Origin of the sequence: Phenylobacterium haematophilum (assembly GCF_014196295.1) — a bacterium.
Classification (GTDB): Bacteria; Pseudomonadota; Alphaproteobacteria; order Caulobacterales; family Caulobacteraceae; genus Phenylobacterium; species Phenylobacterium haematophilum.
In genome coordinates, this window is the sequence record NZ_JACIDK010000002.1 from 203,587 (window position 1) to 229,584 (window position 25,998).

Below are 25,998 nucleotides of genomic sequence, written 5' to 3' on the forward strand. Positions count from 1 at the left end.
GACCCGTGCGCGGACTCAGCCTTGCACCACCCACTGGCCGTCGGCGCCCTTGCAGGCGGTGTGGCGCGAGGTTTCCGGAGCGCCGTTCGAGGTGCGGATGGTCTGCTCGAAGGTGCGGCAGACCGAATTGCCGCCGGCGTACTGGGCGCCGCCGGCCGGGCGCACCACGGTGTCCGAAACGTAGCCGATCGCCTGGCCGTTGCGGCCCGCCAGCAGCCACGGCGTTCCGCTGACCCGCGCCAGGGCGTCGAAGCTCTGGCCGCCGTTCAGCTTGCCGACCACCGGCGCGGAGGTGGTCGGGCGGGCGCGGATGTTGACAGTCTTGGGCGCGGTGTAGAGACCGGAGGCGGACTCGTAGGCTGAGGCCGGCTCGACGCCCTTCGCAAAGCGCAGTCCGCTCAGCGAGACCGGCTGGCCCCCGCCGCCGTTCGAGGTCGAGACGACGCGGACGTCGCCCGAGGCGCCGGTCTCCGGGTTGGACCAGGATTGCGAGCCGCCGCGGTCGAGGGCGTTCTGGGCTGCGTATTGGGCCTTCTGCTGGTCGCTGCGCTGCATCCGGCAGCCGATGTAGGAGCCGGCCGCCGCGCCGGCCGCGGCGCCGAGCACGGTGCCCAGCGTGCGCTCGTTCTTGGCGAGGTTGCTTCCGACCACGCCGCCGACCAGGCCGCCGATGACCGCCCCGCCGGCCTGTTTGTTGCCACCGGCGTCGCAGCCGAAGATCGAGGAGAGGGGACTGCCCTGGCGCAGGGTCGGCTGCGCGCCCGCGGTCGCGGGCATGGCGAGAGCGACGGCGACGAGGGCCGCGGTGACTTGTGAAGGACGCATATCGGGTTTCCTGGACGGGTCGGGGCCCAATTCGGGGCGAACAAGCTGTGCCGGAAAAATGCGTCTGCGCCCGCTTCCGTTCCATACCGGGGCGCTATCAACAATTGTACTGAACCGGCCGCCCGCTGCCGCCACGGCGCCCTTGACCTGACCCCCTGCGCGGGCGGGTAATCCCGCCGAGCGTCGGAGACACGGCGGCACAAGGGAGAACGCCATGGAAAGGGCCTATGACCTCGTGATCCGGGGCGGCACGCTGGCGGACGGATCGGGCGGCCCGGCGTTCGTGGCCGACGTCGCGGTCAAGGACGGGCTGATCGTCGCGGTCGGCCAGGTGAGCGGCGCCGGGATCGAGGAGATCGACGCCCGCGGCAAGCTGGTCACGCCGGGCTTCGTCGACATTCACACCCACTACGATGGCCAGGCGACCTGGGATCAGCGGATGCAGCCCTCGTCTTGGCACGGGGTGACCACGGTGGTGATGGGCAATTGCGGGGTCGGCTTCGCGCCCTGCAAGCCCGCTGATCACGACCGCCTGGTGCGGCTGATGGAAGGGGTGGAGGACATTCCCTTCCCGGTGCTGACCGAGGGCCTGCCCTGGAACTGGGAGAGCTTCCCCGACTATCTCGACAGCCTGGAGGGCCGGAGCTTCGACGTCGACATCGGCGCCCAGCTGCCGCACGCGGCGCTGCGGGTGTTCGTGATGGGCGAACGTGGCGCCAATCGCGAGGACGCCACCCCGGACGACATCGCCGCGATGGCCGCCATCGCCAAGGGCGCGGTCGAGGCCGGGGCGCTGGGCTTTTCGACCTCGCGCACGCTGAACCATCGCACCAGCGACGGCCAGCCGACCCCCACCCTGACCGCGTCCGAGGCCGAGCTGACCGGCATCGCCATGGGGCTGGCGGCGGCCGGCAAGGGCGCGCTGCAGTTCGTCTCCGACTTCGGTGACCCGGAAGCCGAGTTCGCGATGCTGCGGCGGATCGTCGAGGCCTCCGGGCGGCCGCTGTCGTTCTCCCTGGTGCAGAGCCCGATTCAGCCGGCCCAGTGGCGGTTGCTGCTCGACCGCCTGGAAGAGGCGAGCGGGGCGGGTCTGCCGATGCGGGCTCAGGTCTGCGGGCGGCCGGTGGGGGTGCTGTTCGGCCTGGAGCTGACGCTCAATCCGTTCACACACTATCCGAGCTACAAGGCGATCGCGGCGCTGCCGCTGGCCGAGCGCGCGGCCAAGCTGGCCGATCCGGCGTTCCGCGCCCAGCTGCTGAGCGAAGGAAACGAGGCCTCGGCCGCCTTCGCCGCCAACATGACCCAGAACTGGAAGGTCATGTTCCTAATGGGCGAGACGCCGGACTACGAGCAGACGCCCGACCGCACGGTGCTGGCCCTGGCGGTCGCCAAGGGCGTGCGCCCAGAGGAACTGGCGCTGGACCACATGCTGACCAATGGCGGGCGCGGGATGCTGTACCTGCCGTTCCTCAACTACGCGAACGGCTCGCTTGACCCCTCGTTCGAGATGCTGAACCACCCGGACACGGTGCCGGGGCTGTCGGACGGCGGGGCGCACGTGGGGATGATCTGCGACGGCTCGTTCCCGACCTCGAACCTGACGCTGTGGACCCGCGACCGAACCCGTGGCCCAAAGTTGCCCCTGGAGACGATGGTGCGGATGCAGAGCCACGACACTGCCGCGGCGCTGGGCCTGCACGACCGGGGCGTGGTGGCGCCCGGGTACCGGGCCGACCTCAATGTCATCGACTATGAGGGCCTGACCCTGGGCGCGCCGAGCGTCGCCTACGACCTGCCGGCCGGCGGGCGACGGCTGGTGCAGCGGGCCGACGGCTATGTGGCGACCATCGTGGCGGGCCAGGTCACCTATCGCGACGGGCAGCCGACCGGCGCCCTGCCGGGCAGGCTGCTGCGCGGGGCGCGGGCGGCGCCGGCGGCGATCGCGGCGGAATAGCGCTTTGGCCTGAGCGCCGACGCAGGCCATAAGCCCCGGATGGCCGCCTCCCTCGCGCCGCGTATGGATCTCGACGACACGCCGACCCTGGACGGGGCGCGCGAAATTCTGCGCCGCACCTTTGGGCATCCCGACTTCCGCGGCCGCCAGGCCGAGGTGATCGCCGAGGTGCTGGCCGGGCGCAGCGCCATGGCCGTGCTGCCGACCGGCGGCGGCAAGAGCGTCTGCTACCAGATCCCTGCGATGATGCGGCCCGGCCTCGGCCTGGTGGTCTCGCCGCTGATCGCGCTGATGACCGACCAGGTGGCGGGCCTGCAGCAGTCGGGCGTCGCGGCCGCCAAGCTCGATTCCACCGGCGAGGCCTGGGAGCGGGCCGAGACCTGGGAAAAGATCGACCGCGGCGAGCTGGACCTGCTCTACATCTCGCCCGAAGGCCTGATGCAGCCCTCGATGCTGGAGCGGCTGTCGCGCGTGCCGCTGGCGCTGCTGGCCATCGACGAAGCCCACTGCGTCAGCCAATGGGGCCACGACTTCCGGCCCGAGTACCGGATGTTGGGCCGGCTGGCCGACATCTTCCCGAACGTGCCGCGGCTGGCGGTCACCGCCACCGCCGACAACCGGACCCGCGAGGACATCCGCGCCGAGCTGCGGCTGGAGGACTCGGCCGAGTTCGTGGCCAGCTTCGCGCGGCCGGAACTGGCGCTTTCGGCCGAGCGCAAGCGCGGGGCCGGCCACAAGCGGGTGCTGGAGCTGGTCGCCGCGCGGCCGGGGCGGTCGGGCGTGGTCTATGCCGGCTCGCGCGACGGGGTCGACAAGCTGGCCGAAGCGTTGCGCGGCGCTGGGGTTCCGGCCCTGGCCTATCACGCGGGCCTCGACAAGAACGTCCGCGCCGACCGGCTGGAGAAGTTTCTCGAGGCCGACGAGGCGGTGATGGTCGCCACCATCGCCTTCGGCATGGGCGTCGACAAACCCGACGTCCGCTATGTGATCCACGCCGATCCGCCGGCCTCGATCGAGGCTTATTGGCAAGAGATCGGCCGCGCCGGACGCGACGGCGACCCGGCCGAGGGCATCACCCTCTACGGTTCGGCCGACATGGCTTGGGCGTTCCGCCGGCTGGACGGCCGCGATGTCGACGAGAGCGTCAAGCAGGTGCAGGGCCGCAAAGTCCGCCAGCTCTACGCCATGCTCGACGGAACGACCTGCCGCGCCGCCGCCGTGCGCCGCTACTTCGGCGAGGAAGGGGTCAAGGCCTGCGGCCAGTGCGACCTCTGTTTGGGCGAAGTCGAGACGGTGGACGCGACCCGCCCGGCCCAGATGGCGCTGTCGGCCGTGCACCGCATGGGCGGCCGGTTCGGGCGTGGGCGGCTGGTCGACCACCTGCTAGGCAAGACCAAGGACCCGTCGAGCTTCGAGGCCGGGCTGACCACCTTCGGCATCGGCCAGGAGCTGAGCGCCATCGCCTGGCGCGACCTGATCGACCAGTTGCTGTTCGACGGCCTGCTGCGCGAGGACCCGAACGACGGGCGGCCGCTGATCGGGCTGGGCGACGCCGACGGGGTGAAGGCGATCTATCGCGGCGAGCGGCAGGTTTCACTGCGCAAACCGCAGGAACCTGAACCGAAGGCGCGGACCAGCGGTCGACGCAAGGGGCAGAGCGGCGCGGCGCTGGCGGTGAGCGCCCACGACCAGCCGGTGTTCGAGGCGCTGCGCGCCTGGCGCCGCGACGAGGCGGCGCGCCAGCATCTGCCGCCCTATGTCATCTTCCACGACCGCACCCTGGCCGAAATCGCCGGGCGCAAGCCATCGGACCTGACGAGCCTGGGCGCGATCTCCGGGGTCGGCGAGGGCAAGCTGCAGCGTTACGGCGAGGCGGTGCTCGCCGTGCTGCGCGGCATGGACGCCTAGAGCCTTTTCCCTTCAAACGGAGTCGTTTGAAGGGAAAAAAGGCTCTACTTCGAAAAGTCAGAGCGTGATGACCGCCGTAACCGGCTGCCACTTCCAGCTATCACGCTCTAGGCCGGCTGCAGGAAGACGTAGCGCTGGTAGGGGTCGGCCAGGGCCCAGTCCGAGCCGGCGATCTTCCAGTCCGGATAGTTGGCTGTGATGAAGTCCAGGGTCAACGAGGTGTCGCCGTAGGTGGCCTCGCCCTCGACGGTGTCGCGCTGGTGCGGCACGAAGGCGAAGCCGTCGCGGGCGTGCAGCGCCTTGTAGGCCTCGGCCTTGTCGGCGTAGTCCGGATTGACGTCCCAGTACTCGGGCGCGCGGATGGTGATGGCCAGCAGGCCGTCGTCGGCGATGTGGCGGCGCAGGGCGCCGAGCGCCGCGTCGGTGGCCGAGCGCGAGGTGTGGGTGAACACCGAGAAGGCGAAGGCGACGTCGATCGCCCGTTCCGGCGCCGGCAGCGACTTGGGCAGATAGTCCGACTGCGCCAGGTTGCCGATCAGGCCGGCCTCGCGGCAGAGGCCGACCGCGAAGTCCCAGGGGTCCATGGCCCAGATGCTGGCGGGGTCGGTGTAGTAGTACATCATCCGGGTGATGCGTCCGTAGCCGCAGCCGTAGTCGAGGACGCGCGCCTGCGAGAGCGAGCGGTTGCGGACGGCGGCGTAGTTGTAGGCCAGGGCGCGGACGAAGCTGACCGTCTCGCGCAGCAGGGTCAGGCCGGCGTTGCCGGTGAAGTTGCGCTGGGTCTCGTCGCTGGCCATGCGCGGCAGCAGGCGCGACAGGTGCGGTAGGTCCTCGCGCGGCAAGTCGATGATCAGCATCCCGAAGGCGTCGAGCGAAAGCGTTGCGCGCAGCTGGGCCAGCACCTGGTCCACGCCGGCCCCGGAGGCGGCGAGAGTTTCGGCGGCGGCGACCGCCTTGGCGTCGTCGGGAGGCAACATGAAAGACTACCTGAGCGAAAGGGAAGCACGGCTCATAGCCTTGTCCGCCGCCCATTGGCTACCCGCCTGCGGGCCGCACGGTTAAGACCGGCGAAAGGCTCTGGCCCTAACGTCGCGGCAGTCGAGGGGAACGGGCATGGCGGTCGCGATCCTGCAGGCGCGGATGAGTTCGTCGCGGCTGCCGGGCAAGGTGATGAAGCCGCTGGCGGGACGGCCGATGGTCGAGCGCCAGATCGAGCGCCTGCGCCGCTGCGAGACCCTGACCCGGCTGGTCGTGGCGACCAGCAAGGACGCCAGCGACGACGTGCTGGCCAGCCTTCTCCTAAGCATCGGCGTCGAAGTCTATCGCGGTCCGCTGGCCGACGTGCTGGGGCGCTATGTCGGGGCGATCGAAGCGCTGGGCGTGACCGGTCAGGTCGTGCGGCTGACCGCCGACTGCCCGCTGGCCGATCCGGGGGTGATCGACGACTGCGTGCGGCTGCAGACCAAGCTGGGCGTCGACTACTGTTCCAACGGCCGCAACCGCACCTATCCGCGCGGGCTGGACGTCGAGTCGTTCGACGCCGAGGACCTGCTGACCGCCGGGCGTGAGGCGACCGACCCCTACGACCGCGAGCACGTGACGCCGTTCCTCTATCGCTCTGGCGCGCCGTTCACCCAGGGCGAGCTGGTCCAGGCCCGCGACGAGAGCGCCCTGCGCTGGACCGTCGACACGCCGGAGGACTACGCCTTCGTCGAGAAGGTCTATGCCGCGCTCTATCCGACCAAGCCGGACTTCACGTCCGACGACATCCGGGCCCTGCCCTTTTCCCATTTCGAACCCGCCACCTAGGAGCCTCCCATGACCGGCACGCCGGCCGACCCGAAATCCGCCTGGGCGGGAGACTTCGGCGCCGAATACACGCAGCGCAATGTCGCCTCGGACGAGGCGCTACGGGCGCGCACCTTCATGTGGGGCCGCTTCGCCGAAGCCTTCGCCGGCGACCCGCCGAAGACCATCCTGGAGGTCGGCTGCAATCTCGGCCTCAACCTGCGGGTCATGCCGCGGCTGCTGGGCGCCGAACTCTCGGCCATCGAGCCGAACGCCACGGCGCGGGCGCGGGTGCTGGCCGACGGCATCCTGCCGGCCGAACGGCTTTACGAGGGTTTCGGCGACAAGATCCCGCTGGCCGACGGGGCGGTGGAGATGGCGTTCACGACCGGGGTGCTGATCCATGTCGACCCGTCTCGGCTGCCGGCGACCATGGACGAGATCCACCGGGTGTCGTCGAAGTACGTGCTGTGCGCCGAGTACTTCTCGCCGCGGCCCGAGACGCTGAGCTATCGCGGCCACGAGGGCCTGCTGTTCAAGAACGACTTCGGCGGCCTCTACATGGACCGGTTCCCGGACCTGCAGCTGGTCGACTACGGGTTCTTCTGGAAGCGGGCGACGGGCCTGGACGACGCGACTTGGTGGCTGTTCCGGAAGGGTTAGGTCCTACAGCAAGATGTCATCCCGGTTTCGGCGCAGCCGAAGACCGGGACCCATTCGCGCCGTCCACTCAAAATTTGGCGCCCCCCCCCCGCCGCATCCTGCCCCATCTGGTGTTCATGGGTCCCGGTCTTGCTTCGCAAACCGGGATGACACGGTGGTGCGTGGATTGGCGCGCCGCCTACTCCACCATCGACCAGTCGAGCGGGGCGCCGCGGGGCAGGGCCCGGGCCGCCTTGCGGCCGAGGACCTCTGGCAAATGCTTGGGCGGCAGGCCGAAGCCCGGGCGGATCGAGCGGACGTTGGTCGCCGTGAGCGCCTCGCCGGCGGCGACGTCGGCGACCACGTAGAGCGATCGGCGGTGGTCGCGGCTGGAGGCCTCGGACGGGGCCTCGTCATAGCGGACCGAGCCGAGCGCCAGCCAGGCGTCGCGGCATTCGACGACCAGCCGCTCCAGCTCGGCCGGCTCCAGCGAGAAGTCGGAATCGACCCCGCCCTCGGCGCGGCTGAGGGTGAAGTGCTTTTCGATGAAGCAGGCGCCGAGGGCCACGGCCGCCACCGAGGCGGTGACGCCCATGGTGTGGTCCGAGAGGCCGGTGACGACCCCGTGCTGGGCGGCCAGGTGCGGCAGGGTCAGCAGGTTCATGTCCGACGGCGGGGTCGGATAGCCGCTGTTGCAGTGGAGCACGATGATCTCGCTGGCCCCCGCGCCGCGGGCGGCGGCCACCGCCTCGGCGATCTCGGCGGGCGAGGCCAGGCCCGTCGACATGATCAGCGGCTTGCCGGTGCGGGCGCAGAGCTCGATCAGCGGAATGTCGACCAGCTCGAACGAGGCGATCTTGTAGGCCGGGGCGCCGAGGCTCTCGAGCAACTCGACGGCGGTGGGGTCGAACGGTGAGGAGAAGACCGTGATGCCGATCTCGCGGGCGTGGGCGAACAGCCGTGCGTGCCAGTCCCAGGGGGTGTGGGCTTCCTCATAGAGGTCGTAGAGCCGCCGCCCGTCCCAGAGGCCGCCGTGCACGGTGAAGCCGGGGCCGTCGTGGTCGATGGTGATGGTGTCAGCGGTGTAAGTCTGCAGCTTGACCGCGTCGGCGCCAGCCGCCTTGGCCGCGTCGATCAGGGCCAGGGCGCGCTCGATCTCGCCGTTATGGTTCCCCGACATCTCGGCGACGATGTAGGGCGGATGGCCGGGGCCGATCTTGCGGCCGGCGATGGTGACGAGGGGTTGGCTCACGCGCCGTCTCCAGGTTCGAGCCGCGCCAGCACCGGCGCGATCTCCACGAAACTCGGCGCCTCGGCGTCGGGCGGGAAGCCGCCGTCGCCAAGGGCCGCAAACTTGCCGGTCCGCACCCGCACCGAGCGGCAGCCGACGGAGGCGGCGGCGGCCATGTCGTGGCCGGGATTGTCGCCGATCACCACGGCCTGGGCCGGGAAGGCGTCCATCCGGCGCAGGGCCTCAAGATAGCAGGCCGGGTCGGGCTTGGGCGCCTCGTGCTCCCAGCACAGCAGCACCTCGTCGACCAGGTCGGCGACGCCGAGCGCCTCGACCTTGCGCGACTGCATCAGGGCCAGGCCGTCGGTGACGACGGCCAGCCGATAGGACTTCGCGAGCGCGGCGAGGGTGTCGGCGACGCCGGGCCACAGGCTGATCGTCGGGCGGTGGTCGCGGTAGATCCCCACCAGTTCGCCGACCAACCCCGGACTGGCCGGCAGTCCGGCCTGGGCGAGGACGACGTCGAAGATGCGGCCGCGACCGTGGGCGTCGAGCTCGGCCTCCATGCCGGCGGCCAGCGCGGCGGCGTCGAGGCGCGGATGACGCTGGGCGAGCTCTTCGGCCACGGCGCGGAAGCCCGACAGCACGTAGGTGCGCTCGTCGTAGAGCGTGTCGTCGAGGTCGATGAGCAGGGCGCTGATCACAGGGCGGCCAGTTCGGCGTCGGTGACGATGCGGTCCTGGGAATAGCGCAGCATAGTCAGGCCGTAGGCGATCGCCCGCGGGCGGGCGGCCTCGACGTCCTGGCCGCGGGCCATCTGCAGGATGCGTTCTGGCGAGGCCAGGCCCGCCTGGATCGAGAGGTTCGAGGCGCCGCCGAAGCGCGGGTTGATCTCGATGAAGCGAGTCCCGGCGTCGTCGTGAAAAGCCTGGACAACGTTGTGGCCGACGAGACCGAGCGCGGCGCAGAGCTTCAGCGCCTGGTCGGTCAGGGCAGGGACGTCCTGCGTACGCGACTTGGTCGCCTCGCCGTCCTGAACCTGCAGCCGGCGGCGGGCCACGGCCTGCAGCGGCGCGCCGTCCAGGCTCATCAGCACGTCGACCGTGTACTCCGGTCCGTCGTCGAACGCCTGGACGAGCAGGGTCTCATCGGCCGGAAGATCGGTCGGATCGTCGATCCGGCGCGCGCCGGCGCCGCCGGCCCCGTCGACTGGACGGACAAAGACCGGAAAGGCGTCCGGGGTCTGGCCCGGCGCATAGGTGCGCGGCGTGCCCAGGCCAAGGTCGTGGCAGGCCTGGGTGAAGCGGCGTTTGTCGCGGCAGATCGCAAGCGCCTCAGGCGCGGGGACAAGCACCGCGACTCCGGCCTCGGCGAGGCGCGGGCGCAGGTGCGCCAGGGTCGCCAGTTCGCCGTCGCGGGTCGGGACGATGAGGCCGACGGCATGGCGGGCGCAGGCCTCGATGAGGGCGCCCGCGAACTGCGGAGCATCGCTGCGCGGCAGGATCAGCGCCTGGTCGGCGGCGAACAGGGCGGCGTTGTCGGACGCGATGTCGGCGGCCAGCACCCGCCCGCCCAGCGGATGGGCGGCGGCCTGGAAGGCCTGGACCAGCAAGACCTTGGCGGCGGCGCTGAGGATGAGGACGTTCATCGCCGCCCGCCGATCCCGCGCCTAGACCGGCCGGGCGTAGGCGGTCTGATTGCGGCCGACGCCGGCCCGCGCGCAGCCGCGACGGAACTCGACGACCGCTTCCAGCGACCGTTCGCGCCAGAGGCCCATCTCGAAGGCGACGCGGGTGAAGTGGCAGTTCCGCCCCTTCGAACGATCGCGCATGTAGCCGGTGTCCGGGTTGAGCAGGAAGATGTCGATCGGGAACTCGCCCAGGTGTTCGACCACCTCCCAGCCGTGGGCGGCCAAGGCGCGCGGCAGGGTGTCGGTGTTGAAGTAGTTGAGGTGATCGGGCGCCGCGATCCAGAACTGCGGGTCGGCCAGACCGCGGCCGACGATCTGGTCCTGCAGCCAGGAGCCGTCGTTCGGGACGGCGACGCGCAGCAGGCCGCCCGGCGCGACGATGGCGCGCAGCCGCTGCAGCAGGCCCATCGGGTCGATGACGTGTTCGAGGACATTGTTGCAGATCACCAGGTCGTAGACCTCGCCCTTGGCGATCTCCTCGTCGAGCAGGGCGAAGGCGTCGCCCAGCATCAGGTGCTCGGCCAGGTGCGGATGGAACTCGCGCACGCCGTCGTCGGTGAAGTCCAGGCCCTTGGCCTGCCAGCCGCGCTTCAGGAAATAGTCGAGTGTGAAGCCTTCGCCGACCCCGACCTCGAGCATGCGGCCGGGCGCGCGGCCCCAGACCAGCTCGGTCTCGGCCGGCTGCAGCAGTTTGTGCTCGAGTTCCTCGGCCGTGTAGCCGTGGGCGTAGGGCGTGCGCCCGTCGGTCGCGCCGAAATACTTGTCGCGGTAGTAGGCGGCGAGTTCGTCCGGCGTCGGGCGCGGTTCGATCTCGTAATAGCCCTCGGGCCGTTCGACCAGTTTGAGGCTCAAGGCAACGCTCCTACTTCGACGCGCCATCTGCCCCTGAGCGTAGTTAAGGCTCCGTCAATCGGGATGCGGCGAGGGGTCGCCCCCTCGCCTTTTGCGCGCCTTAGAACCGGGTCTTCAGCTCGACGCCGATGGTCCGCGGGTCGTTCACGAAGCCGGTCAGGTTGTTGAAGTCGATGCCGCCTTCCAGGCTTTCGTCGTCGGTGATGTTGCGGCCGAAGATCGCCGCGTCCCACTTGCCGTCGGCGGTGACGTAGCCGAGCCGCAGGCCGCCCTCGAGCAGCTTGTCGTCGGTGAATTCGACCGAGCGATAGAGGAAGAAGTTGATCTTCGAGCGGTAGGCCCAGTCGGTGTAGGCGTAGAACTCGCCGTCGCGGAACGGGATCGCGTAGCGGGCGGTGATGTTGGCGATCCAGCGCGGGGCGTTGGGCAGGCTGTTGCCGTCGACCAGCACCGTGCCGGGGGCGCCGGCCGGGTCGAGCACGGTGCAGGGCGCGCCGCACGGCTGGATGGCCAGGTTCGGATCCTGGATCTCGGTGTGGCTGTACGAGAGGCCCGCGGTCAGCAGCAGGTGCTCGATGGGGTTGGCCTCGCCATTGAACTCGAAGCCGTAGCCCTCGGCGTGCTCGGCGTTGACCAGCCGGTTGAAGTTGGCGCCGCCGCCGACCGCGGTCAGCTGCATGTCGTCGACCTTGTAGTAGTAGACAGCCGCGTCGATGCGGGCGCGGCGGTCGAAGAGATCGGCCTTGAAGCCGGCCTCGTAGGACATCAGCGTCTCCGTGTCGGCGACCGAGATGGTCGAGCCGAACAGCAGCCGGCCCTGGATCGACGGGGCGCGATAGCCCTTGGCGATGCGGGCGTAGAGGTTGACGTCGTCGTTCACCGCATAGGTGGCGTTGAGGTTGAAGCTGACGTCGTCGCTCTCCGGATCGGCGGACAGGATCGGGGTCGGCGGCAGGCCGATCGGCGAGATCGTCTGCTGGGCGATGAACTCCTTCTTGTCGTTGGAGTAGCGGATGCCGCCCCCGACCGTCAGCTGGTCGGTCAGCTTGTAGTCGGCGTTGGCGAACAGCGCCCAGGCCTTGGTCTTCTGGTGCTGATAGGCGTAGCCGTTGCGGGTTCCGCCGGCCAGGGTGTCGAAGTTGATGCTGTCGATCTTCAGGTCTTCGAAGAAGTAGAAGGCGCCGACCGTATAGTTCACCCCGCCGTAGTCGCCGGCCAGGCGGAACTCCTGGCTCCACTGGGCGTGATAGGGCACGCCGTCGGCGCTCTCGGCCGTGAACGGGATCAGGCCCGGGCCCGAAGGCGGCGCGAACACCGCGCCAAAGCCGCCGTCGACGTCGCCGCGCGAGTAGGCGGTCACGTGCTCGTAGGCGGTGATCGAGGTCAGGGTCGGCCCTTCGTCGCCGAAGTCGTAGGTCAGCTTCACGTTGGCGCCCGAGCCTTCCATGGTCTGGCCGGTGCGCGGCTGGGCGTCCTGGTAGATCTTCTCGCGATCGAAGCCGGAGACGAAGTCATTGGTCCCCTGCTGGATGATGTTGGCGCGGAAGATCTGCGGCGAACCGTCGAGCTTGGTGTAGTGCAGGTTCAGCAGGGCGCTGAACGCCTCGGTCGGCGTGTAGAGCAGCTGGCCGCGGATGGCGCTCTGGTCATAGCCGCCGGTGACGTCGTCCTTGCCGGTGAAGCCGTTGTCGATCCAGTCGTCGCGGTGCATCCAGATGCCCGACAGGCGGCCCGCCAGCACGCCGTCGATGATCGGGCCCGACACTGCGCCCTGCAGGTTAACCGTGCCGAAGGTGGCGTAGGAAGCCTGGGCGAAACCGCCGACGCTCTGGGTCGGCTTGGCGCTGTCGAACTTCAGCACGCCGGCCGGGGTGTTGCGGCCGAACAGCGTGCCCTGCGGCCCGCGCAGGGCCTCGACCTGGTCGATGTCGAACAGCGGGAAGCTCTTCAGCACCGGGTTCTCCATCACCACCTCGTCGTAGACGAAGGAGACGGGCTGCGAGGCGTTGAAGTCGAAATCGGTGTTGCCGAGGCCGCGGATGTAGGGCCGCGGGAAGATCCGCGCGTAGCTGGATTCCAGCGTCACGTTCGGGATGCGGGCCGAGAACACCCGGATGTCGCCGCCGGACGACTGAATCACGTCCAGCTTCTCGGCCGAGATGGCGGTCACCGACACCGGGACGTCGTTGAGGTTCTCTGACCGCTTCTGGGCGGTGACGACGACCTCGCCGAGCTCGGTGTCCTGGGCGAGGGCGTGGGCCGGCGCGAAGACCGCCAGGCCGGCGGCGGCGACCAGCGCAGCATGCGCGGCCCTGTTCAAGAAACGCGTACGCACGGTCATTGGCTGGATCCCCCAAACAGCGATTGTGCTGCGTTTTAGGGGGCTTAGGAGCGTAGCGAAAGTGCAACACAAGCGTCATCGATACGACACGCCGCCCCTGTGGCGCCGACGCCTCGCTATCAGCCTGCGGCGCCTAGATGCCGGTCGCCATGGCCGCGGCGGCCTGCCCGATCTTTTCCGGACGGCGGCGCGGTGGGGTGTCGGCCGGCGCGCTCCATAGCGGGCGCAGCCCCTTGGGCAGGTTGGCGCGCACCTTGTCGATCTGGCCGGGGGCCAGATGGCGCGACAGCACGTGGCAGACGGCCTCGATCGCCCGGCGTGGATCGACGCTGTGGGCGTCGGTCAGCCAGTCGCCGACGTCGGCGACGAACTCGTCCAGACTGCTGCAGCGGTTCGGCTGCTTGGCCGGCTGGTACTGGTCGTAATAGACACCGCGGATCAACAGCGGCAGCTGCGAGCCGAGGTGCGCCGACAGGTCCACGGGCAGTCGATCGCGCAGTTTGTGCAGGACGACGCTGAGCACTTTCCAGGCGCCGTGCCGATCGACGTCCAGCTCCTCGGACAGCTCCTTGAGCCAGGCGTTGGTCGTGTGCAGGGTCCTGTCGAAAACGTCCAGGCCGTTGACGCTCATGGCAGCCTCCTTCGATGGCGGACGATCAGCCAACCGTCCGCCATCGAGGCTGGTTCCAGTCCGCGCGCGTTCGTGATCCCCGCTAAAGCGGCCGGGTCTCCAACCCCTCCAGAGCCCCGGCCGCGCGCCAGCCTTCGAGCAGCTTGACGAAGGCGATCGGCCCCTTGCCGTAAGAGCCGTTGCGCGCCGCCAACGCCGAGGGCTGGCCCTCGTTGTTGTAGTAGCCCGGAGTGCACTCCTCGGCGAATTTGGCGCGCTGCAGGGCGGAGTCGATGATGGTCTTCACCCAGGCGTCCTCAGCGTCCTGAGCGGCCTCGACCCGCCCGATGCCGCGCTCGGAGCAGGTCGCCAGAATATAGCCGACGTGCTTGGCCTGCTCGTTGAGCATGTGCGGGTAGTTCACCGTGAAGCCCGACTGGCTGTTGCTCATGATGAAGCAGTTGGGGAATCCGCGGCTGTGCATGCCGTGCAGGGTCGAAACGCCGCCTTCCCACTTGTCGGTCAGGGTGACGCCGCCTGCGCCGATCACCTCATAGCCGGCGCGCCGCGCATACGAGGTGCCGACCTCGAAGCCGGTGGCGAAGATCAGGCAGTCGAGCTCGTACTCGACGCCGTCCACGACTACGCCCTTCTCGGTGATCTGCTGGACGCCGCGGCCCTGAGTGTCGACCAGCTTCACGTTCGGGCGGTTGAAGGTCGCCAGATACTCATCGTGGAAGCAGGGGCGCTTGCAGAACTGATTGTAGTAAGGCTTCAGCGCCTCGGCGGTGGCGGCGTCCGAGATCACCGAGTCCACCCGCGCGCGAATCTGCTCCATCTTCTGGAAGTCCGCCAACTGCACCAGCTCGCCCGGGTCCTGCACCCCGGCCGCCGCGTTCTTGTTGCGCGCGATCATGCCGAGGTTGCGGATGATGTCGGTCCAGCCGTCGTTGACGAGGTCCTCGTCGGCGAAGCCGCCGCTGACCAGGGTGTTGAAGTTGTCCATCCGCGCCTGCTGCCAGCCGGGCGTCAGGCTGGCGGCCCAGTCGGGATCGGTCGGGCGGTTGTTGCGCACGTCGATCGACGAAGGGGTGCGCTGGAAGACGTAGAGCTCCCCGGCGCTCGAGCCCAGGTGCGGCACGCACTGCACGGCCGTCGCCCCGGTGCCGATGATCCCGACCCGCTTGCCGGCCAGGCCCGTGAGGCCGCCGTTGGAGTCGCCGCCGGTGTAGTCGTAGTCCCAGCGGCTGGTGTGGAAGGTGTGCCCCTTGAAGCTGTCGACGCCCGGAATGCCGGGCAGCTTCGGCCGGTGCAGCGGCCCGTTGGCCATGACCACGAAGCGCGCCTTCATGGCGTCGCCGCGATTAGTGGTGATGGTCCAGCGCCCGGAAGCCTCGTCCCAGGTCATGCCGGAGACTTCGGTCTGCAGGCAGGCGTTGGAATAGAGGTCGTACTTCTCGGCTATGGACCGGCTGTGGGCCAGGATCTCCGGCGCGCGGGTGTACTTCTCGACCGGCATGTAGCCGGTCTCTTCCAGCAGCGGCAGGTAGATGTAGCTTTCGACGTCGCAGGCCGCGCCCGGATAGCGGTTCCAGTACCAGGTGCCGCCGAAGTCTCCGCCTTTCTCGATGACGCGCAGATCCTTGACGCCGGCCTCGCGCAGCCGGGCCGCGGCCAGCAGGCCGCCGAAGCCGCCGCCGATCACCACCACTTCGACCTCGTCGGTCAACGGCGCCCGGGTGAAGCCCGGCTCGACATAAGGGTCGTCGAGATAGTGGGCGAAGTCGCCGCTGACCTCGACGTACTGCTCGTTGCCGTCGGCGCGCAGGCGCTTGTCGCGCTCGGCTCGGTACTTCTCGCGCAGCTTCACCGGGTCGAAGCCCAGTCCCGTGGTCGCCGCGTCCGCGATTTCCGCCGAATCCGCCATTGATGCCTCCCGAAACGTACCACTTTATCGGATTTGGGTTCCCCCGGCGGAAGGCAAGGGGAAGCCGATGTTTGCGAGGTGACACCGCTCGTCGGAAAGTTGATGTTGCGCGTCAGCCAGGGGCCACCGGCCCGGCGGATGAAGGTTACATGTCGGCGCTGACCATCGCTTCGGTCTGGATCAACGCGGTGCTCGACGGTCTGGTCCGCGAGGGACTGGATCGCTCCGCCCTGACCCGCGGACTGCGCGGGGTGGTCGATGGCCGCGTGCCAGACGCCGGCCAGATCGAGGTCAGCCTGGCGCGGCGCGTATGGCGGCGCGCGCGGGCGCTCAGCGACGATCCGCTGCTGGGGCTGAAAGTCGGATCGCGGCTGCCGGTCCAGGCCGCGAACGTGGTCAGCGTGGTGCGGGCCCACAGCCAGACCTTAGAAGAGTCGCTGCGCCACATGGCGCGCTACCAGGTGCTGCTCAGCGACAGCGGCCGGTTCGTCCCGACCGCGCGGGACGGCGGGCTGCGCCTGACCTACGAGCCCAGCAAGGCGGCGGTCGGCATCGACCCCTTGCAGATCGACTCGGTGGTGGCCGCGGCGGGTGGACGCCGGCCGCATCCGACCCTGGTGCAACTGGTGGGACGCGCCGAGGCCGATGCGGCCCCGTTCGCGGCGCTGCTCGGCTGTCCGGTGCGGATGGGCGCGGTCCAGGCGACCATCGACTTCGACGCCGCCGCCCTGGCCGCGCCGATCCCGGGCACCGATCCGGCCCTTCGCGACCTCAACCTGGCCTATGCAGAGTCCCTGCTGGCCGGCCGACGACGGATGGATGGCCTGCGTCAGAACGTGCGTGCGGCGATCGGCAAGCTGGGGCCGGGCGCGGCGGACGTCGCCTCGGTCGCCGTCGAAGTCGGCTGTTCGCCGCGCACGCTGCAGCGGCGATTGGCCGAGGCGGGAGCCAGCTTCAAGGCGTTGCTCGAAGGCTACCGGATGGAGGAGGCGCTGATCCTGCTGGTCGACTCCCAGGCCAGCATCGCCCAGATCGGCCGGCTGCTCGGCTATTCGCAGACCAGCGCCTTTTCGCGCGCGGTCACGCACTGGTGGGGCGCCTCGCCGCGGGCGCTGCGTCAGGCGCGGGGCGTGGGTCCGCTGCGCTAAGGGTTGCGGTGCGGGGTTTTTGCGCTCCAGGTTGCCGAAGGGCGATCTGCGAGGTCAACTGCCGCTATGGCGTCGTCACAGGACATGCTGGACTCGCGGGCGGGGCAGTTCCTCAACCTGTCCGGCCTGATGCTGGTCATCCTCGCTGTCCCGACCCTCTCGATCTACGAGACCTGGTCCGAACAGGCCGCCATGCGTCGGGCCTGGAACATCGCGGGTCCTGCGTGTCCGGTGGTCGAGCCCTCCGCAACCTTTTTCGGCGCCAAGGGACCGAAGGGGTTCGACTATGGCGGGATCCGCTTCGAACGCCGCTACGGTCATGTAAGCTGCGTGGCGCCGGCCAAGCGCGGCATGGTCGGGGGCGAGGTCTACCGGGTCTGCCAGTTCACTGCGCCGGCGGCGCTCGCGGTGACGGCGGATGGCCGCACGCACCTCTACAAGACCGGCGTCGGCCAGCGCGCCACGGTCACCGTCCGCGACGGCCAGGTCAGTTGCGTGCTCGGCGGCTGGTTCTCCGGCTGAGCCTCGCGACATGCCGCCAGGACGTTTTCGCGCATAAGTCTGTTGAGATTAATTCGCAGTCGCTGCTATAGAGCGCGCGTCATAGGTGTGTGCGTGTCGGGGACTGCATGGCGATTTTCGGTGAGGCGCGGATCGCGCGTGGAGATCTGTTGGCGGCGGGCGTGAGCCTGCTGGCCCTGAGCGTCGCGGGCGCGGCCCAGGCGCAGGACGTGCAGAGCGGCCCCACGGATGTGTCCGAGCTGGTGATCACCGCCGCGCGAACCACCTTGCCGGCCAGCGCCCTGCCGATGACGGTGGACGTGGTCAATTCCGAGGACTTGGCCCAACAGGTGTCGATCAGCGGCTCGATCGTCGATGCGGTGTCGTCGCTGTCGCCCTCGTTCTCGCCGACCCGCCAGAAGCTCTCGGGCAGCGGCGAGACGCTGCGCGGCCGCTCGCCGCTCTATGCGATCAACGGCATCCCGCAATCGACCCCGATCCGCGACGGCTCGCGCGACGGGTTCACCATCGACGCCTTCTTCATCGACCATGTCGAGTTGATCTACGGCTCGAACGCCCTGCAGGGCATCGGCGCCACCGGCGGGGTGGTCAACCAGGTGACGGTCGGCCCGCCGAAGGAAGACGGTCTGTCGGGCCGCGTCCTGGTTCAGGCCAGCACCGACGCGCGCGCCCACGGCGACGGTCTCGGCTGGAAGACTGCTGCCCTCGGCGCCTGGCGCAGCGGCGCTTTCGACGCGACCCTGGGCCTGTCCTACGAGGCGCGCGGCGCCTTCTATGACGGCCGGGGAAACCGCGTCGCCGTCGACAACACCCAAGGCGAGATCCAGGACTCGACCAGCACCTCGATCTTCGGCCGCTTCGGCTGGCAGATCGACGAGAGCCTCCGACTGGACCTGATCGCCAACCGCTTCGAGCTGAAGGGCGATGGCGACTATGTGATCGTGGCCGGCGACCGCACCAGGAACCGCCCGGCCAGCTCGATGCGCGGTTCGCCCGAGGGCCGCACCGCCGCCAACCGCGTCGAGACGGTGTCGCTGGCTCTGACCGACGACGACCTGTGGGGCGGCGACCTTAACGCCCAGCTGTTCTACAACCGCTCGCGCGACACCTTCGGCGGCGATCGCAGCGCCACGTTCCAGGACGTGCGCCTGGCTCCGATCGGCACGCTGTTCGACCAGTCGTCCAACGAGTCCGAGAAGCTCGGCGCCCGCGCCAGCTACGAGCGCGAAGTCCCGTTTGTGCCGGGCCTGACCGGCACGCTCGGTCTCGACACCCTGCGTGACGAAACCGCCCAGACCCTGATCGCCACCAACCGAGTCTGGGTGCCGCCGACGGAGTTCCGTAGCGTCGCGCCGTTCGTGCAGGCCAACTTCGCCCTGTTCGGCGACAGGGTGCACCTGGCCGGCGGCGCCCGCTATGAATCGGTGACCTTGAAGGTCGGCGACTACACGACCCTGGCGAGCTACGGCTCGCGGGCGGTCGGCGGCGGCGAGCCGAGCTTCGACGCCACCCTGGTCAACGGCGGGATCGTCGTGAACCCGATCGAGGGTCTGCGGCTCTACGCCAGCTACGCCGAGGGCTACACGGTGCCGGACGTCGGCCGTATCCTGCGCGGCGTGAACCGCGACGGCATCGACGTGGACAGCTTCCTCGACATCAGCCCGGTGGTCTCCGACAACCAGGAGATCGGCGCGGAGTGGAAGCGCGGACCGATCGAGGCCACCGCTGCCTATTTCTGGTCGAAGTCCAAGCTCGGTCAGCTGCTGGTGCTGAACCCGGCGACCAATGTCTACGACGTGCAGCGCCAGCGTGTGGAGATCGAGGGTCTGGAACTGAACGTCTCGGCCAGGACCCCGGTCCCCGGCGTCAGCGTCACCGCCGGCTACGCCAAGCTGAAGGGCCGCGCCGATAGCAACGGGGACGGCAAGGTCGACATCGACCTGGACGGAGCCAACATCTCCCCCGACCGCTTCAACTTCGCCCTGATCTATCAGGAGGGCCCGCTGTCGGCGCGCCTGCAGAGCCAATCCTACCTCGAGCGCGACTTCGACGGCGCCGATCCGCGCAACAGCTTCGGCGGCTACACGCTGGTCGACGCCTCGGTCCGCTATGAGGCTGGCTTCGGCGACGTGGTCCTCAGCGTGCAGAACCTGATGGACGAGTACTATCTGAGCTACGCCTCGGACACGAGCAACCCGACGGACAACCTGCGTTACTTCGCGGGCCGCGGGCGGGTCTTTACGCTGGGCCTGGAGCGCAGGTTCTGATGCCGACCCTGCGGCTGCTGCACCGGTGGGCCGGAGGCCTGATCGGCCTCTTCCTGGCGGTGCTCGGCCTATCGGGGGCGCTGCTCGTCCACAAGGACGCCTATCTGCGCGCCGTACTGCCGCACGCGGCCGACCCGCAGGTACAGGACGTGGAAAGCATCGCGGCGGCGGCGGAGAAGATCTTCGCTGCCCCCGACGCGCCGCGCTCGATCATCCTGGCCAGCGAGCGGCTGGGCCTGCATCGGCTGAACTATGGCGACGGCGATCGCGGCGCCTATGCGGACCAGACCGGCGAGATCGTCGCGACCTGGACCGCGAAGTGGGAGCGGCCGGAGATCTGGCTGTTCGACCTGCACCACCACCTCCTGACCGGCGACGCCGGCGAGCTGGCGGCCGGGATCATGGCGCTGGTCGGGCTTGGCTTCGTGGTCACCGGGGTGATCCTCTGGTGGCCTGCGCGGCGGCTGTTCGCCCTGCGCGCCTGGCCCGCGAACATGAGCCGGAATGCGGTGGTGCGCCAGCACCGCGACCTCGGCGTGGTGGCCGCGCCGCTGCTGTTCGTCTCGCTGCTGACCGGGGTGATGATGACCCTGCCGGCGGTCGAGGACGTGCTGCTGGCGCCTTTCACCTCGCCGGCGGCGATGGCGGCGGCGTCGAAGCCGCCCATTGAAAAGGGCGGGCCGCGCGGCGCCGACCTCGACGTCGCCGCGCTGCTGAGCGCGGCGCGCGCCAAGCACCCGGACGGCGAGCTGCGGATCATCAGCCTCTCCGCCACGCCGGGCGGGCTGATTTCGCTGCGCATGCGCCAGCAGGCCGAGTGGCTGCCTAACGGCCGCACCATGTTCTGGTTCGATCCGGCCGACGGGCGGCTGGTGGCCAGCCGCGACGCCCAGGCTCTGCCGCTGGGCCTGCGGATCGCCAACGCCGAATATCCGATCCACGCCGCCAAGGTCGGCGGCCTGCCCTATCGGCTGGTGATGACGGCCTCGGGCCTCACCCTGGCGCTGCTCGGCTCGCTGGCGGTGTGGAGTTTCTGGGCCGGGCCGAAGACCCAGAAGCGCAAGCGGCCCAAGGGCGCGCCCACCACCAAGATCGCGTGACAGCATTTTCGATCATCGATCGGGGCTAACCTTTTCAACCAGGCCGGTGTGCAGGCCAGGTCCTGGCGGCGCTCGACGCGCTCGGCGCACATCAGGACAGGCTGGCCGCCGGACGGTAATGCGACGGGTTCGACGAACGACGCTCGCAAATGTCTGGCGGGCGGTATGCTGGCGCGGCTAAGCTCGGCCGCATGAATCCGCGTATTTTCGTTCTGACCATGGTGACGTTCGCGTTCGGGTCAGGCGCCTTCATCTTCGCTGGTCTGCTGGAGACCCTGGCCGCCGACCTCGGCGTCACCACTGCCGTGGCCGGCCAGCTGCAGACGGTGTTCGTGCTGACCTCGGCGGTGCTAGGACCCGTCGCCGCCTGGCTGTTCGCGCGGGTCGACCGGAAGGTCATGGTGATCGTGGGCCTCAGCCTTGGCCTGCTGCTGCACATCGCGTGCGCCCTGACCCCGAACTTCGAGACGCTGATGGTGCTGCGGGCGCTCGCCGGCCTGGCCGGAGCGATGTCGGGCCCGGCCGCCAGCGTCGCGGCCGCCTCGCTGGCCCCGCCCGAGCGGCGCGGGTCCGCCCTGGCCATGGTTTCGGGCGGCATGACCCTGGCCTTCGTGGTCGGCATTCCGATCGGCAGCGTGGTCGGGGACCTGTTCGGATGGCGCGCGACCTTCATCACCGCCGCCGTGCTGTCGGCCATCGCCCTGGCCGGCGTGCTGCTGTTCCTGCCGCGGGTCCCGGCGCCGCCGAAGCGCGCGGGCGGCAGCCTCGATCTGCCGGCGATCTGGCCGCTTTACCTGACCACGTTCCTCGCCTTCGCGGCCAACATGACCCTGAACCTCTACATCGCGCCGATCGTGCGGGTGGGGGCGGGTGTCACCGGGGCCGGCGTGGGCGCCTTCCAGTCGATGATCGGCTTCGGGTCCATCGTCGGTCTTTGGCTGGGCGCTCGCGCCGCCAATCGTGACCTCGGCCGCAGCTGGATCCTTATCGGCTTTGCGATCCAGGCGACGGCGATGAGCATCCACTTCGCCGCCACGCACCAGGTCGCTCCGGCCGGCTGGCCCAGCGCCGCGTTGGTCGCCCTGGGCATCTTCGTGGCCGCCACGGCGCTGTTCTCGATCACGCCGGTGATCCAGGCGCGGCTGATCTCGATGACCGAAGGCGCGCCGGTGGCGCTGGCCCTGAACGGCTCGGTTATCTCGGTGGGCCAAGCGCTGGGCTCGACCATGGGCGGGTTGGCGCTGGCCACCTACGGCGTGCCGGCGATCCCGGCGGCGGCGCTCGGCATGTCGCTGGCGGCGCTTATGACGCTGGCCTTCGTGTTCCCCCGGCCCAAGCCGGTGGCGGCGGAGTAACCCCGCCGCCCGCCTTCGTTTCCGGCGAGGGCGTCAGACGTCGACTTCGGCGTCCAGGGCGTTTTCCTGGATGAACTCACGCCGCGGTTCGACCAGATCGCCCATCAGGCGGGTGAACATGTCGTCGGCGTCGTCGGCGTGGGTCACCTTGACCTGCAGCAGGGTACGGGCGTCGGCGTCGAGCGTGGTCTCCCACAGCTGGTCGGGATTCATTTCGCCCAGGCCCTTGTAGCGCTGGATCGACAGGCCCCGGCGGCCGGCCTCCATCACCGCGTTGAACAGGTCCAGCGGGCCGCGGACGGTCGCGGTCTTGTCCTTGCGGGTGAAGGTGGCGACGCCGTCGAACGTCTCGGCCATGGCGGCCGCGCGTTCCGACAGGCGACGCGCGTCGGCGGCGTGCAGCAGCAGGTCGTCCAGCACGATGCGCTCCGACACGCCGCGCTTGGTGCGCGAGAACGCGAAGCCGCCGGTGGCGGCCTTTTCGCCGAGCCAGGTCCCGTCGCCTTCCTCGGCGTAGAGGTCCATCCGCTTGGCGGCCTTGGCCAGGTCGCCGCCGTTCTCGGCCAGCAGGCCGGCGATGGCCGCCTGTTCGATGGCGAAGGCGGGCGCGCGGGCCGACAGACGTTCGATGTTGGCCTTTGCCCCGCGGGCGCTCTGCACCAGGGCCAGCAGGTCGGCCCCGACCAGGCGTTCGCCGGTCGAAAGGTCGAGCGCAGCGCCCTCGACGCCTTCGTCGATCAGGTAGTTTTCGAGCTCGGCGTCGTCCTTCAGGTAGCGCGACTGCCGGCTCTTGGTCGCCTTATAGAGCGGCGGCTGGGCGATATAGAGATAGCCGCGCTCGATCACCTCCGGCATCTGCCGGTAGAAGAAGGTCAGCAGCAGGGTCCGGATGTGCGCGCCGTCGACGTCGGCGTCGGTCATGATGACGATCTTGTGGTAGCGCAGCTTGTCGATGTTGAAGTCGTCGCGGCCGATGCCGGCGCCCAGCGCCGTGATCAGCGTGCCGATCTGGTCGGACGACAGCATCTTGTCGAAGCGGGCCCGTTCAACGTTCAGGATCTTGCCGCGCAGCGGCAGGATCGCCTGGTTCTCGCGGTTGCGAGCCTGTTTGGCCGAGCCGCCGGCGGAGTCGCCCTCGACCAGGAACACTTCCGACTTGGCCGGGTCCTTTTCCGAGCAGTCGGCGAGCTTGCCGGGCAGCGAGGTGATGTCGAGCGCCGACTTGCGGCGGGTCAGTTCGCGGGCCTTGCGCGCCGCTTCGCGGGCCGCGGCGGCTTCGGCGATCTTCTGGACGATGAGCTTGCCCTCGTTGGGGTGCTCCTCGAACCAGGTGCTGACGCCTTCCGACACCAGGCTTTCCACCGCCGGGCGCACTTCCGAGGAGACCAGCTTGTCCTTGGTCTGCGATGAGAACTTGGGGTCCGGCACCTTGACCGACAGCACGCAGGTCAGGCCTTCGCGGGCGTCCTCGCCCGACAGCGAGACCTTCTCGCGCTTGGTCGCGCCCGAGCTCTCGGCGTAGCTGGTGATGATGCGGGTCATCGCCGAGCGGAAGGCCGCCAGGTGGGTGCCGCCGTCCTTCTGCGGAATGTTGTTCGTGAAACAGAGGACGTTCTCGTGGTAGCCGTCGTTCCACCACAGGGCCAGATCGACCTCGACGTTGTCCTTCTTGCCGCGGACCACGATCGGGGTTTTGACCAGCGGGGTCTTGGCCTTGTCCAGGTGGCGCACGAAGGCCTCGATGCCGCCCTCGTAGGACATCACTTCCTCGAACGGCTCGGCCTCGCGGAAGTCCTTCAGCCAGATGGTCACGCCGGAGTTCAGGAACGCCAGTTCGCGCAGGCGGTGCTCGAGCGTCTTGCGATCGAAGTCGATGAACGAGAAGGTCTCGGTCGAGGGCAGGAAGGTGACCTCGGTGCCGGACAGCGGCTCGCCGTTTTCGCGCGGGGGCGCGTCGCCGGTGACCACCAGCGGCGAGACCGCGTCGCCGCGGCGGAACTCCATCTCGTAGGCCTTGCCGCCGCGATAGATCTTCAGGCGCAGCCAGTCCGAAAGGGCGTTCACGACCGAGACGCCGACGCCGTGAAGGCCGCCGGAGACCTTGTAGGAGTTCTGGTCGAACTTACCGCCGGCGTGCAACTGGGTCATGATGACCTCGGCCGCCGAGACGCCTTCGCCCTCGTGGATGTCGGTCGGGATGCCGCGGCCGTCGTCGGTGACCGTGCAGGAGCCGTCGGCGTTCAGGATCACCTCGACCCGGGTCGCCCAGCCGGCCAGGGTCTCGTCGATGGCGTTGTCGACCACCTCGTAGACCATGTGGTGCAGGCCCGAGCCGTCGTCGGTGTCGCCGATGTACATGCCGGGGCGCTTGCGCACCGCGTCCAGGCCCTTCAGGACCTTGATGGACTCCGCGCCGTACTCGGCCTGCCCGTTGGTTTCGCCTTGGGTTTCGTCGGTCATACCGTATCCAGAATCGCCGGGTTCGAGCCGTCCACATGGACGCCCTGGGCCCGGCCCTTCAAATCCTCGAAGAGATGCTCGTCCGTTCCCGTCAGGAACGCTTGCAGCTTGAGCGCCTCGATTTCGTCGAAGAGCGCGGCCCGCCTACGACGGTCCAGATGCGCTGCGACTTCATCCAACAACAATATAGGGTTTGGAGCCGATTCTGCACGCGAAAGACGCGCCGCCTGGCCCAAAACCAGGTTCAGAATCAGGGCTTTCTGCTCACCGGTTGAGCACTCCGCCGCCGGCCGGTCCTTTTCAGCGTGAATGACCGCCAGATCGCCCCGGTGCGGCCCGGTCAGGGCGCGGCCGGCCGCTGCATCGCGCTCGCGGGCGGCGGCCAGCGCGCGGACCAGCCGAGCCTCGATTTCCTCGTCTTCGACGCCTTCCCCGGCCATCCGCTCCCAGTCGCCGGTCAGTGAAAGCCGCGCCTGAGGGAACGGGCGGTCGCCACGGCTGTCGATCTCGACCTGAAGGGCGGCCAGGGTACGTGCGCGCGCCTGCGCCATCAGGGCGCCCGACTGCGCCATCCGGGCTTCCAGCGCGGTGAGCCAGGCCGGGTCGGCCGGGCCGTCGGACAGCAGCCGCATCCGTTCGCGTTGCGATTTCTCGTAGGCGCCCGCGTGGGCGGCGTGACCGGGCTCGGCGGCGAACACCAGTCGGTCGAAGAACCGCCGGCGCTCGCCCGCGCCCTCCAGGAACAGGCGGTCCTGGGCCGGGGTCAGCCAGACCTGGCGCTGGTGGTCCGAGAGCCGGCCGGGCGGAACGGGCTCGCCTTCCAGCCGCACGGTCCGACGCGCCGCGCCGGGACTCTCGACCCCGGTGCCGAGGCGCACGGGCTCCCCGTCCTCGTTAATCACCGCGGCCACGGCCCAGGCGCGGCCCTGTCCCTCGCCGGGCTTGCGGCGGCCGAGCTCCGCGCCGACCGCGTTGCGCAGGCCGCGGCCTGGGGTGAACAGGCTGACCGCCTCCAGGAAGTTGGTCTTGCCGGCCCCGTTCGGCCCGACCAGGAACACCGGCCGCCCGTCGAGCGCGAGCTCGGCCCGTTCGTAGGAGCGGAAGTCCGTCAGGGTCAGGTGGGTGAAGGCGGTGGTCACCGCTGCGTCATAGCGGGTTTCGCAGCCTGGGGCGAAGGCTTGAGGCGCCCCCGGATTTCGTTAGAGTACAGCCGGGGGTTGCGATGAGCTTGAAATACTTGATCTGCATCGGCGCTTTGGCGCTTGCGGCGTCGCCGTGGCCAACCTTCGACGCCGATGCGACAGATCTCCTGGCCGTCGATGACGCGGGTCTGGGGCCGGGGGTCAAGGGCGATGCCATCGTCGCCTTGCGCCGCGGC

20 protein-coding genes are annotated in these 25,998 nt (G+C 69.4%); 9 read left to right on the plus strand and 11 right to left on the minus strand.

The window, feature by feature from the left end:
* Positions 1–15: 15 nt before the first annotated feature.
* The gene (locus GGQ61_RS06875) at positions 16–825 is read right to left on the minus strand and encodes an SH3 domain-containing protein (protein ID WP_183770983.1); all 810 of its coding nucleotides are present in this window, start codon (positions 823–825) and stop codon (positions 16–18) included.
* Between the two features lie 214 nt (positions 826–1,039).
* Here GGQ61_RS06875 and GGQ61_RS06880 point away from each other — a divergent pair, with 214 nt between their 5' ends.
* Positions 1,040–2,779 (plus strand): N-acyl-D-amino-acid deacylase family protein, encoded by a 1,740-nt coding sequence (locus GGQ61_RS06880; RefSeq protein ID WP_183770985.1) that lies wholly within the window; start codon positions 1,040–1,042, stop codon positions 2,777–2,779.
* Positions 2,780–2,842: 63 nt separating this feature from the next.
* Positions 2,843–4,687: a DNA helicase RecQ gene (recQ, locus tag GGQ61_RS06885; RefSeq protein ID WP_183772392.1), complete on the plus strand. Its 1,845-nt coding sequence runs from the start codon at positions 2,843–2,845 to the stop codon at positions 4,685–4,687.
* Between the two features lie 107 nt (positions 4,688–4,794).
* On the opposite strand, the gene GGQ61_RS06890 is transcribed toward recQ, so the two are convergent.
* Positions 4,795–5,664 (minus strand): class I SAM-dependent methyltransferase, encoded by an 870-nt coding sequence (locus GGQ61_RS06890; protein WP_183770987.1) that lies wholly within the window; start codon positions 5,662–5,664, stop codon positions 4,795–4,797.
* A 136-nt stretch (positions 5,665–5,800) separates the two neighbouring features.
* Between GGQ61_RS06890 and GGQ61_RS06895 the strand changes: the two genes are divergently transcribed.
* Both GGQ61_RS06895 and GGQ61_RS06900 read left to right on the plus strand, forming a co-directional pair.
* Positions 5,801–6,496 (plus strand): cytidylyltransferase domain-containing protein, encoded by a 696-nt coding sequence (locus GGQ61_RS06895; RefSeq protein WP_183770989.1) that lies wholly within the window; start codon positions 5,801–5,803, stop codon positions 6,494–6,496.
* A gap of 9 nt (positions 6,497–6,505) precedes the next feature.
* Positions 6,506–7,138: a pseudaminic acid biosynthesis-associated methylase gene (locus tag GGQ61_RS06900; protein WP_183770991.1), complete on the plus strand. Its 633-nt coding sequence runs from the start codon at positions 6,506–6,508 to the stop codon at positions 7,136–7,138.
* A 178-nt stretch (positions 7,139–7,316) separates the two neighbouring features.
* On the opposite strand, the gene pseI is transcribed toward GGQ61_RS06900, so the two are convergent.
* The 7 genes from pseI to GGQ61_RS06935 all read right to left on the minus strand — a co-directional run bounded on the left by pseI (position 7,317) and on the right by GGQ61_RS06935 (position 15,768).
* Entirely contained in the window at positions 7,317–8,369 is a 1,053-nt protein-coding gene (gene pseI / locus GGQ61_RS06905) for a pseudaminic acid synthase (protein ID WP_343056070.1), read from the minus strand.
* Entirely contained in the window at positions 8,366–9,052 is a 687-nt protein-coding gene (locus GGQ61_RS06910; protein ID WP_183770992.1) for an HAD-IA family hydrolase, read from the minus strand. Before GGQ61_RS06910 ends, pseI begins: the two co-directional genes overlap by 4 nt.
* On the minus strand, positions 9,049–9,996 hold the full coding sequence (locus tag GGQ61_RS06915; protein ID WP_183770994.1) for an ATP-grasp domain-containing protein: 948 nt from the start codon (positions 9,994–9,996) through the stop codon (positions 9,049–9,051). Before GGQ61_RS06915 ends, GGQ61_RS06910 begins: the two co-directional genes overlap by 4 nt.
* Before the next feature lie 21 nt (positions 9,997–10,017).
* On the minus strand, positions 10,018–10,890 hold the full coding sequence (locus GGQ61_RS06920; protein ID WP_183770996.1) for a class I SAM-dependent methyltransferase: 873 nt from the start codon (positions 10,888–10,890) through the stop codon (positions 10,018–10,020).
* Between the two features lie 100 nt (positions 10,891–10,990).
* Positions 10,991–13,231 (minus strand): TonB-dependent receptor, encoded by a 2,241-nt coding sequence (locus tag GGQ61_RS06925; protein ID WP_183770998.1) that lies wholly within the window; start codon positions 13,229–13,231, stop codon positions 10,991–10,993.
* Positions 13,232–13,364: 133 nt separating this feature from the next.
* Entirely contained in the window at positions 13,365–13,862 is a 498-nt protein-coding gene (locus GGQ61_RS06930; RefSeq protein ID WP_183771000.1) for a DUF2267 domain-containing protein, read from the minus strand.
* 82 nt (positions 13,863–13,944) lie between these two features.
* Positions 13,945–15,768 carry a flavin-containing monooxygenase gene (locus GGQ61_RS06935; RefSeq protein WP_183771002.1) on the minus strand — a complete coding sequence of 608 codons (1,824 nt, stop codon included), beginning with the start codon at positions 15,766–15,768 and terminating at the stop codon, positions 13,945–13,947.
* Positions 15,769–15,917: 149 nt separating this feature from the next.
* Here GGQ61_RS06935 and GGQ61_RS06940 point away from each other — a divergent pair, with 149 nt between their 5' ends.
* The 5 genes from GGQ61_RS06940 (at position 15,918) to GGQ61_RS06960 (ending at position 22,160) form a co-directional block, all read left to right on the plus strand.
* Positions 15,918–16,916 (plus strand): helix-turn-helix transcriptional regulator, encoded by a 999-nt coding sequence (locus tag GGQ61_RS06940; protein ID WP_183771004.1) that lies wholly within the window; start codon positions 15,918–15,920, stop codon positions 16,914–16,916.
* Between the two features lie 66 nt (positions 16,917–16,982).
* A complete protein-coding gene (locus tag GGQ61_RS06945; protein ID WP_183771006.1) occupies positions 16,983–17,438 on the plus strand; it encodes a hypothetical protein in 456 nt (151 codons plus the stop codon).
* Positions 17,439–17,545: 107 nt separating this feature from the next.
* A complete protein-coding gene (locus tag GGQ61_RS06950) occupies positions 17,546–19,705 on the plus strand; it encodes a TonB-dependent receptor (protein WP_183771008.1) in 2,160 nt (719 codons plus the stop codon).
* Positions 19,705–20,805: a PepSY-associated TM helix domain-containing protein gene (locus GGQ61_RS06955; protein ID WP_183771010.1), complete on the plus strand. Its 1,101-nt coding sequence runs from the start codon at positions 19,705–19,707 to the stop codon at positions 20,803–20,805. The genes GGQ61_RS06950 and GGQ61_RS06955 overlap by 1 nt, the downstream gene beginning before the upstream one ends.
* 191 nt (positions 20,806–20,996) lie before the next feature.
* On the plus strand, positions 20,997–22,160 hold the full coding sequence (locus tag GGQ61_RS06960) for an MFS transporter (protein WP_183771012.1): 1,164 nt from the start codon (positions 20,997–20,999) through the stop codon (positions 22,158–22,160).
* 33 nt (positions 22,161–22,193) lie between these two features.
* On the opposite strand, the gene gyrB is transcribed toward GGQ61_RS06960, so the two are convergent.
* Positions 22,194–24,620: a DNA topoisomerase (ATP-hydrolyzing) subunit B gene (gene gyrB / locus GGQ61_RS06965; RefSeq protein WP_183771014.1), complete on the minus strand. Its 2,427-nt coding sequence runs from the start codon at positions 24,618–24,620 to the stop codon at positions 22,194–22,196.
* Positions 24,617–25,759, minus strand: a complete 1,143-nt coding sequence (recF, locus tag GGQ61_RS06970) for a DNA replication/repair protein RecF (RefSeq protein WP_183771016.1) — start codon at positions 25,757–25,759, stop codon at positions 24,617–24,619. The genes gyrB and recF overlap by 4 nt, the downstream gene beginning before the upstream one ends.
* Positions 25,760–25,998 lie beyond the last annotated feature (239 nt).

Excerpts from the sequence above, each read along its gene's own strand:
- GGQ61_RS06945 (WP_183771006.1), top strand. The coding sequence starts at position 16,983 with ATGGCGTCGTCACAGGACATGCTGGACTCGCGGGCGGGGCAGTTCCTC.
- GGQ61_RS06875 (WP_183770983.1), bottom strand. The coding sequence starts at position 825 with ATGCGTCCTTCACAAGTCACCGCGGCCCTCGTCGCCGTCGCTCTCGCC.
- GGQ61_RS06955 (WP_183771010.1), top strand. The coding sequence starts at position 19,705 with ATGCCGACCCTGCGGCTGCTGCACCGGTGGGCCGGAGGCCTGATCGGC.
- GGQ61_RS06880 (WP_183770985.1), top strand. The coding sequence starts at position 1,040 with ATGGAAAGGGCCTATGACCTCGTGATCCGGGGCGGCACGCTGGCGGAC.
- GGQ61_RS06915 (WP_183770994.1), bottom strand. The coding sequence starts at position 9,996 with ATGAACGTCCTCATCCTCAGCGCCGCCGCCAAGGTCTTGCTGGTCCAG.
- recQ (WP_183772392.1), top strand. The coding sequence starts at position 2,843 with ATGGATCTCGACGACACGCCGACCCTGGACGGGGCGCGCGAAATTCTG.
- GGQ61_RS06935 (WP_183771002.1), bottom strand. The coding sequence starts at position 15,768 with ATGGCGGATTCGGCGGAAATCGCGGACGCGGCGACCACGGGACTGGGC.
- gyrB (WP_183771014.1), bottom strand. The coding sequence starts at position 24,620 with ATGACCGACGAAACCCAAGGCGAAACCAACGGGCAGGCCGAGTACGGC.
- GGQ61_RS06895 (WP_183770989.1), top strand. The coding sequence starts at position 5,801 with ATGGCGGTCGCGATCCTGCAGGCGCGGATGAGTTCGTCGCGGCTGCCG.
- GGQ61_RS06950 (WP_183771008.1), top strand. The coding sequence starts at position 17,546 with ATGGCGATTTTCGGTGAGGCGCGGATCGCGCGTGGAGATCTGTTGGCG.
- GGQ61_RS06890 (WP_183770987.1), bottom strand. The coding sequence starts at position 5,664 with ATGTTGCCTCCCGACGACGCCAAGGCGGTCGCCGCCGCCGAAACTCTC.
- GGQ61_RS06930 (WP_183771000.1), bottom strand. The coding sequence starts at position 13,862 with ATGAGCGTCAACGGCCTGGACGTTTTCGACAGGACCCTGCACACGACC.
- GGQ61_RS06900 (WP_183770991.1), top strand. The coding sequence starts at position 6,506 with ATGACCGGCACGCCGGCCGACCCGAAATCCGCCTGGGCGGGAGACTTC.
- GGQ61_RS06960 (WP_183771012.1), top strand. The coding sequence starts at position 20,997 with ATGAATCCGCGTATTTTCGTTCTGACCATGGTGACGTTCGCGTTCGGG.
- GGQ61_RS06925 (WP_183770998.1), bottom strand. The coding sequence starts at position 13,231 with ATGACCGTGCGTACGCGTTTCTTGAACAGGGCCGCGCATGCTGCGCTG.
- GGQ61_RS06940 (WP_183771004.1), top strand. The coding sequence starts at position 15,918 with ATGTCGGCGCTGACCATCGCTTCGGTCTGGATCAACGCGGTGCTCGAC.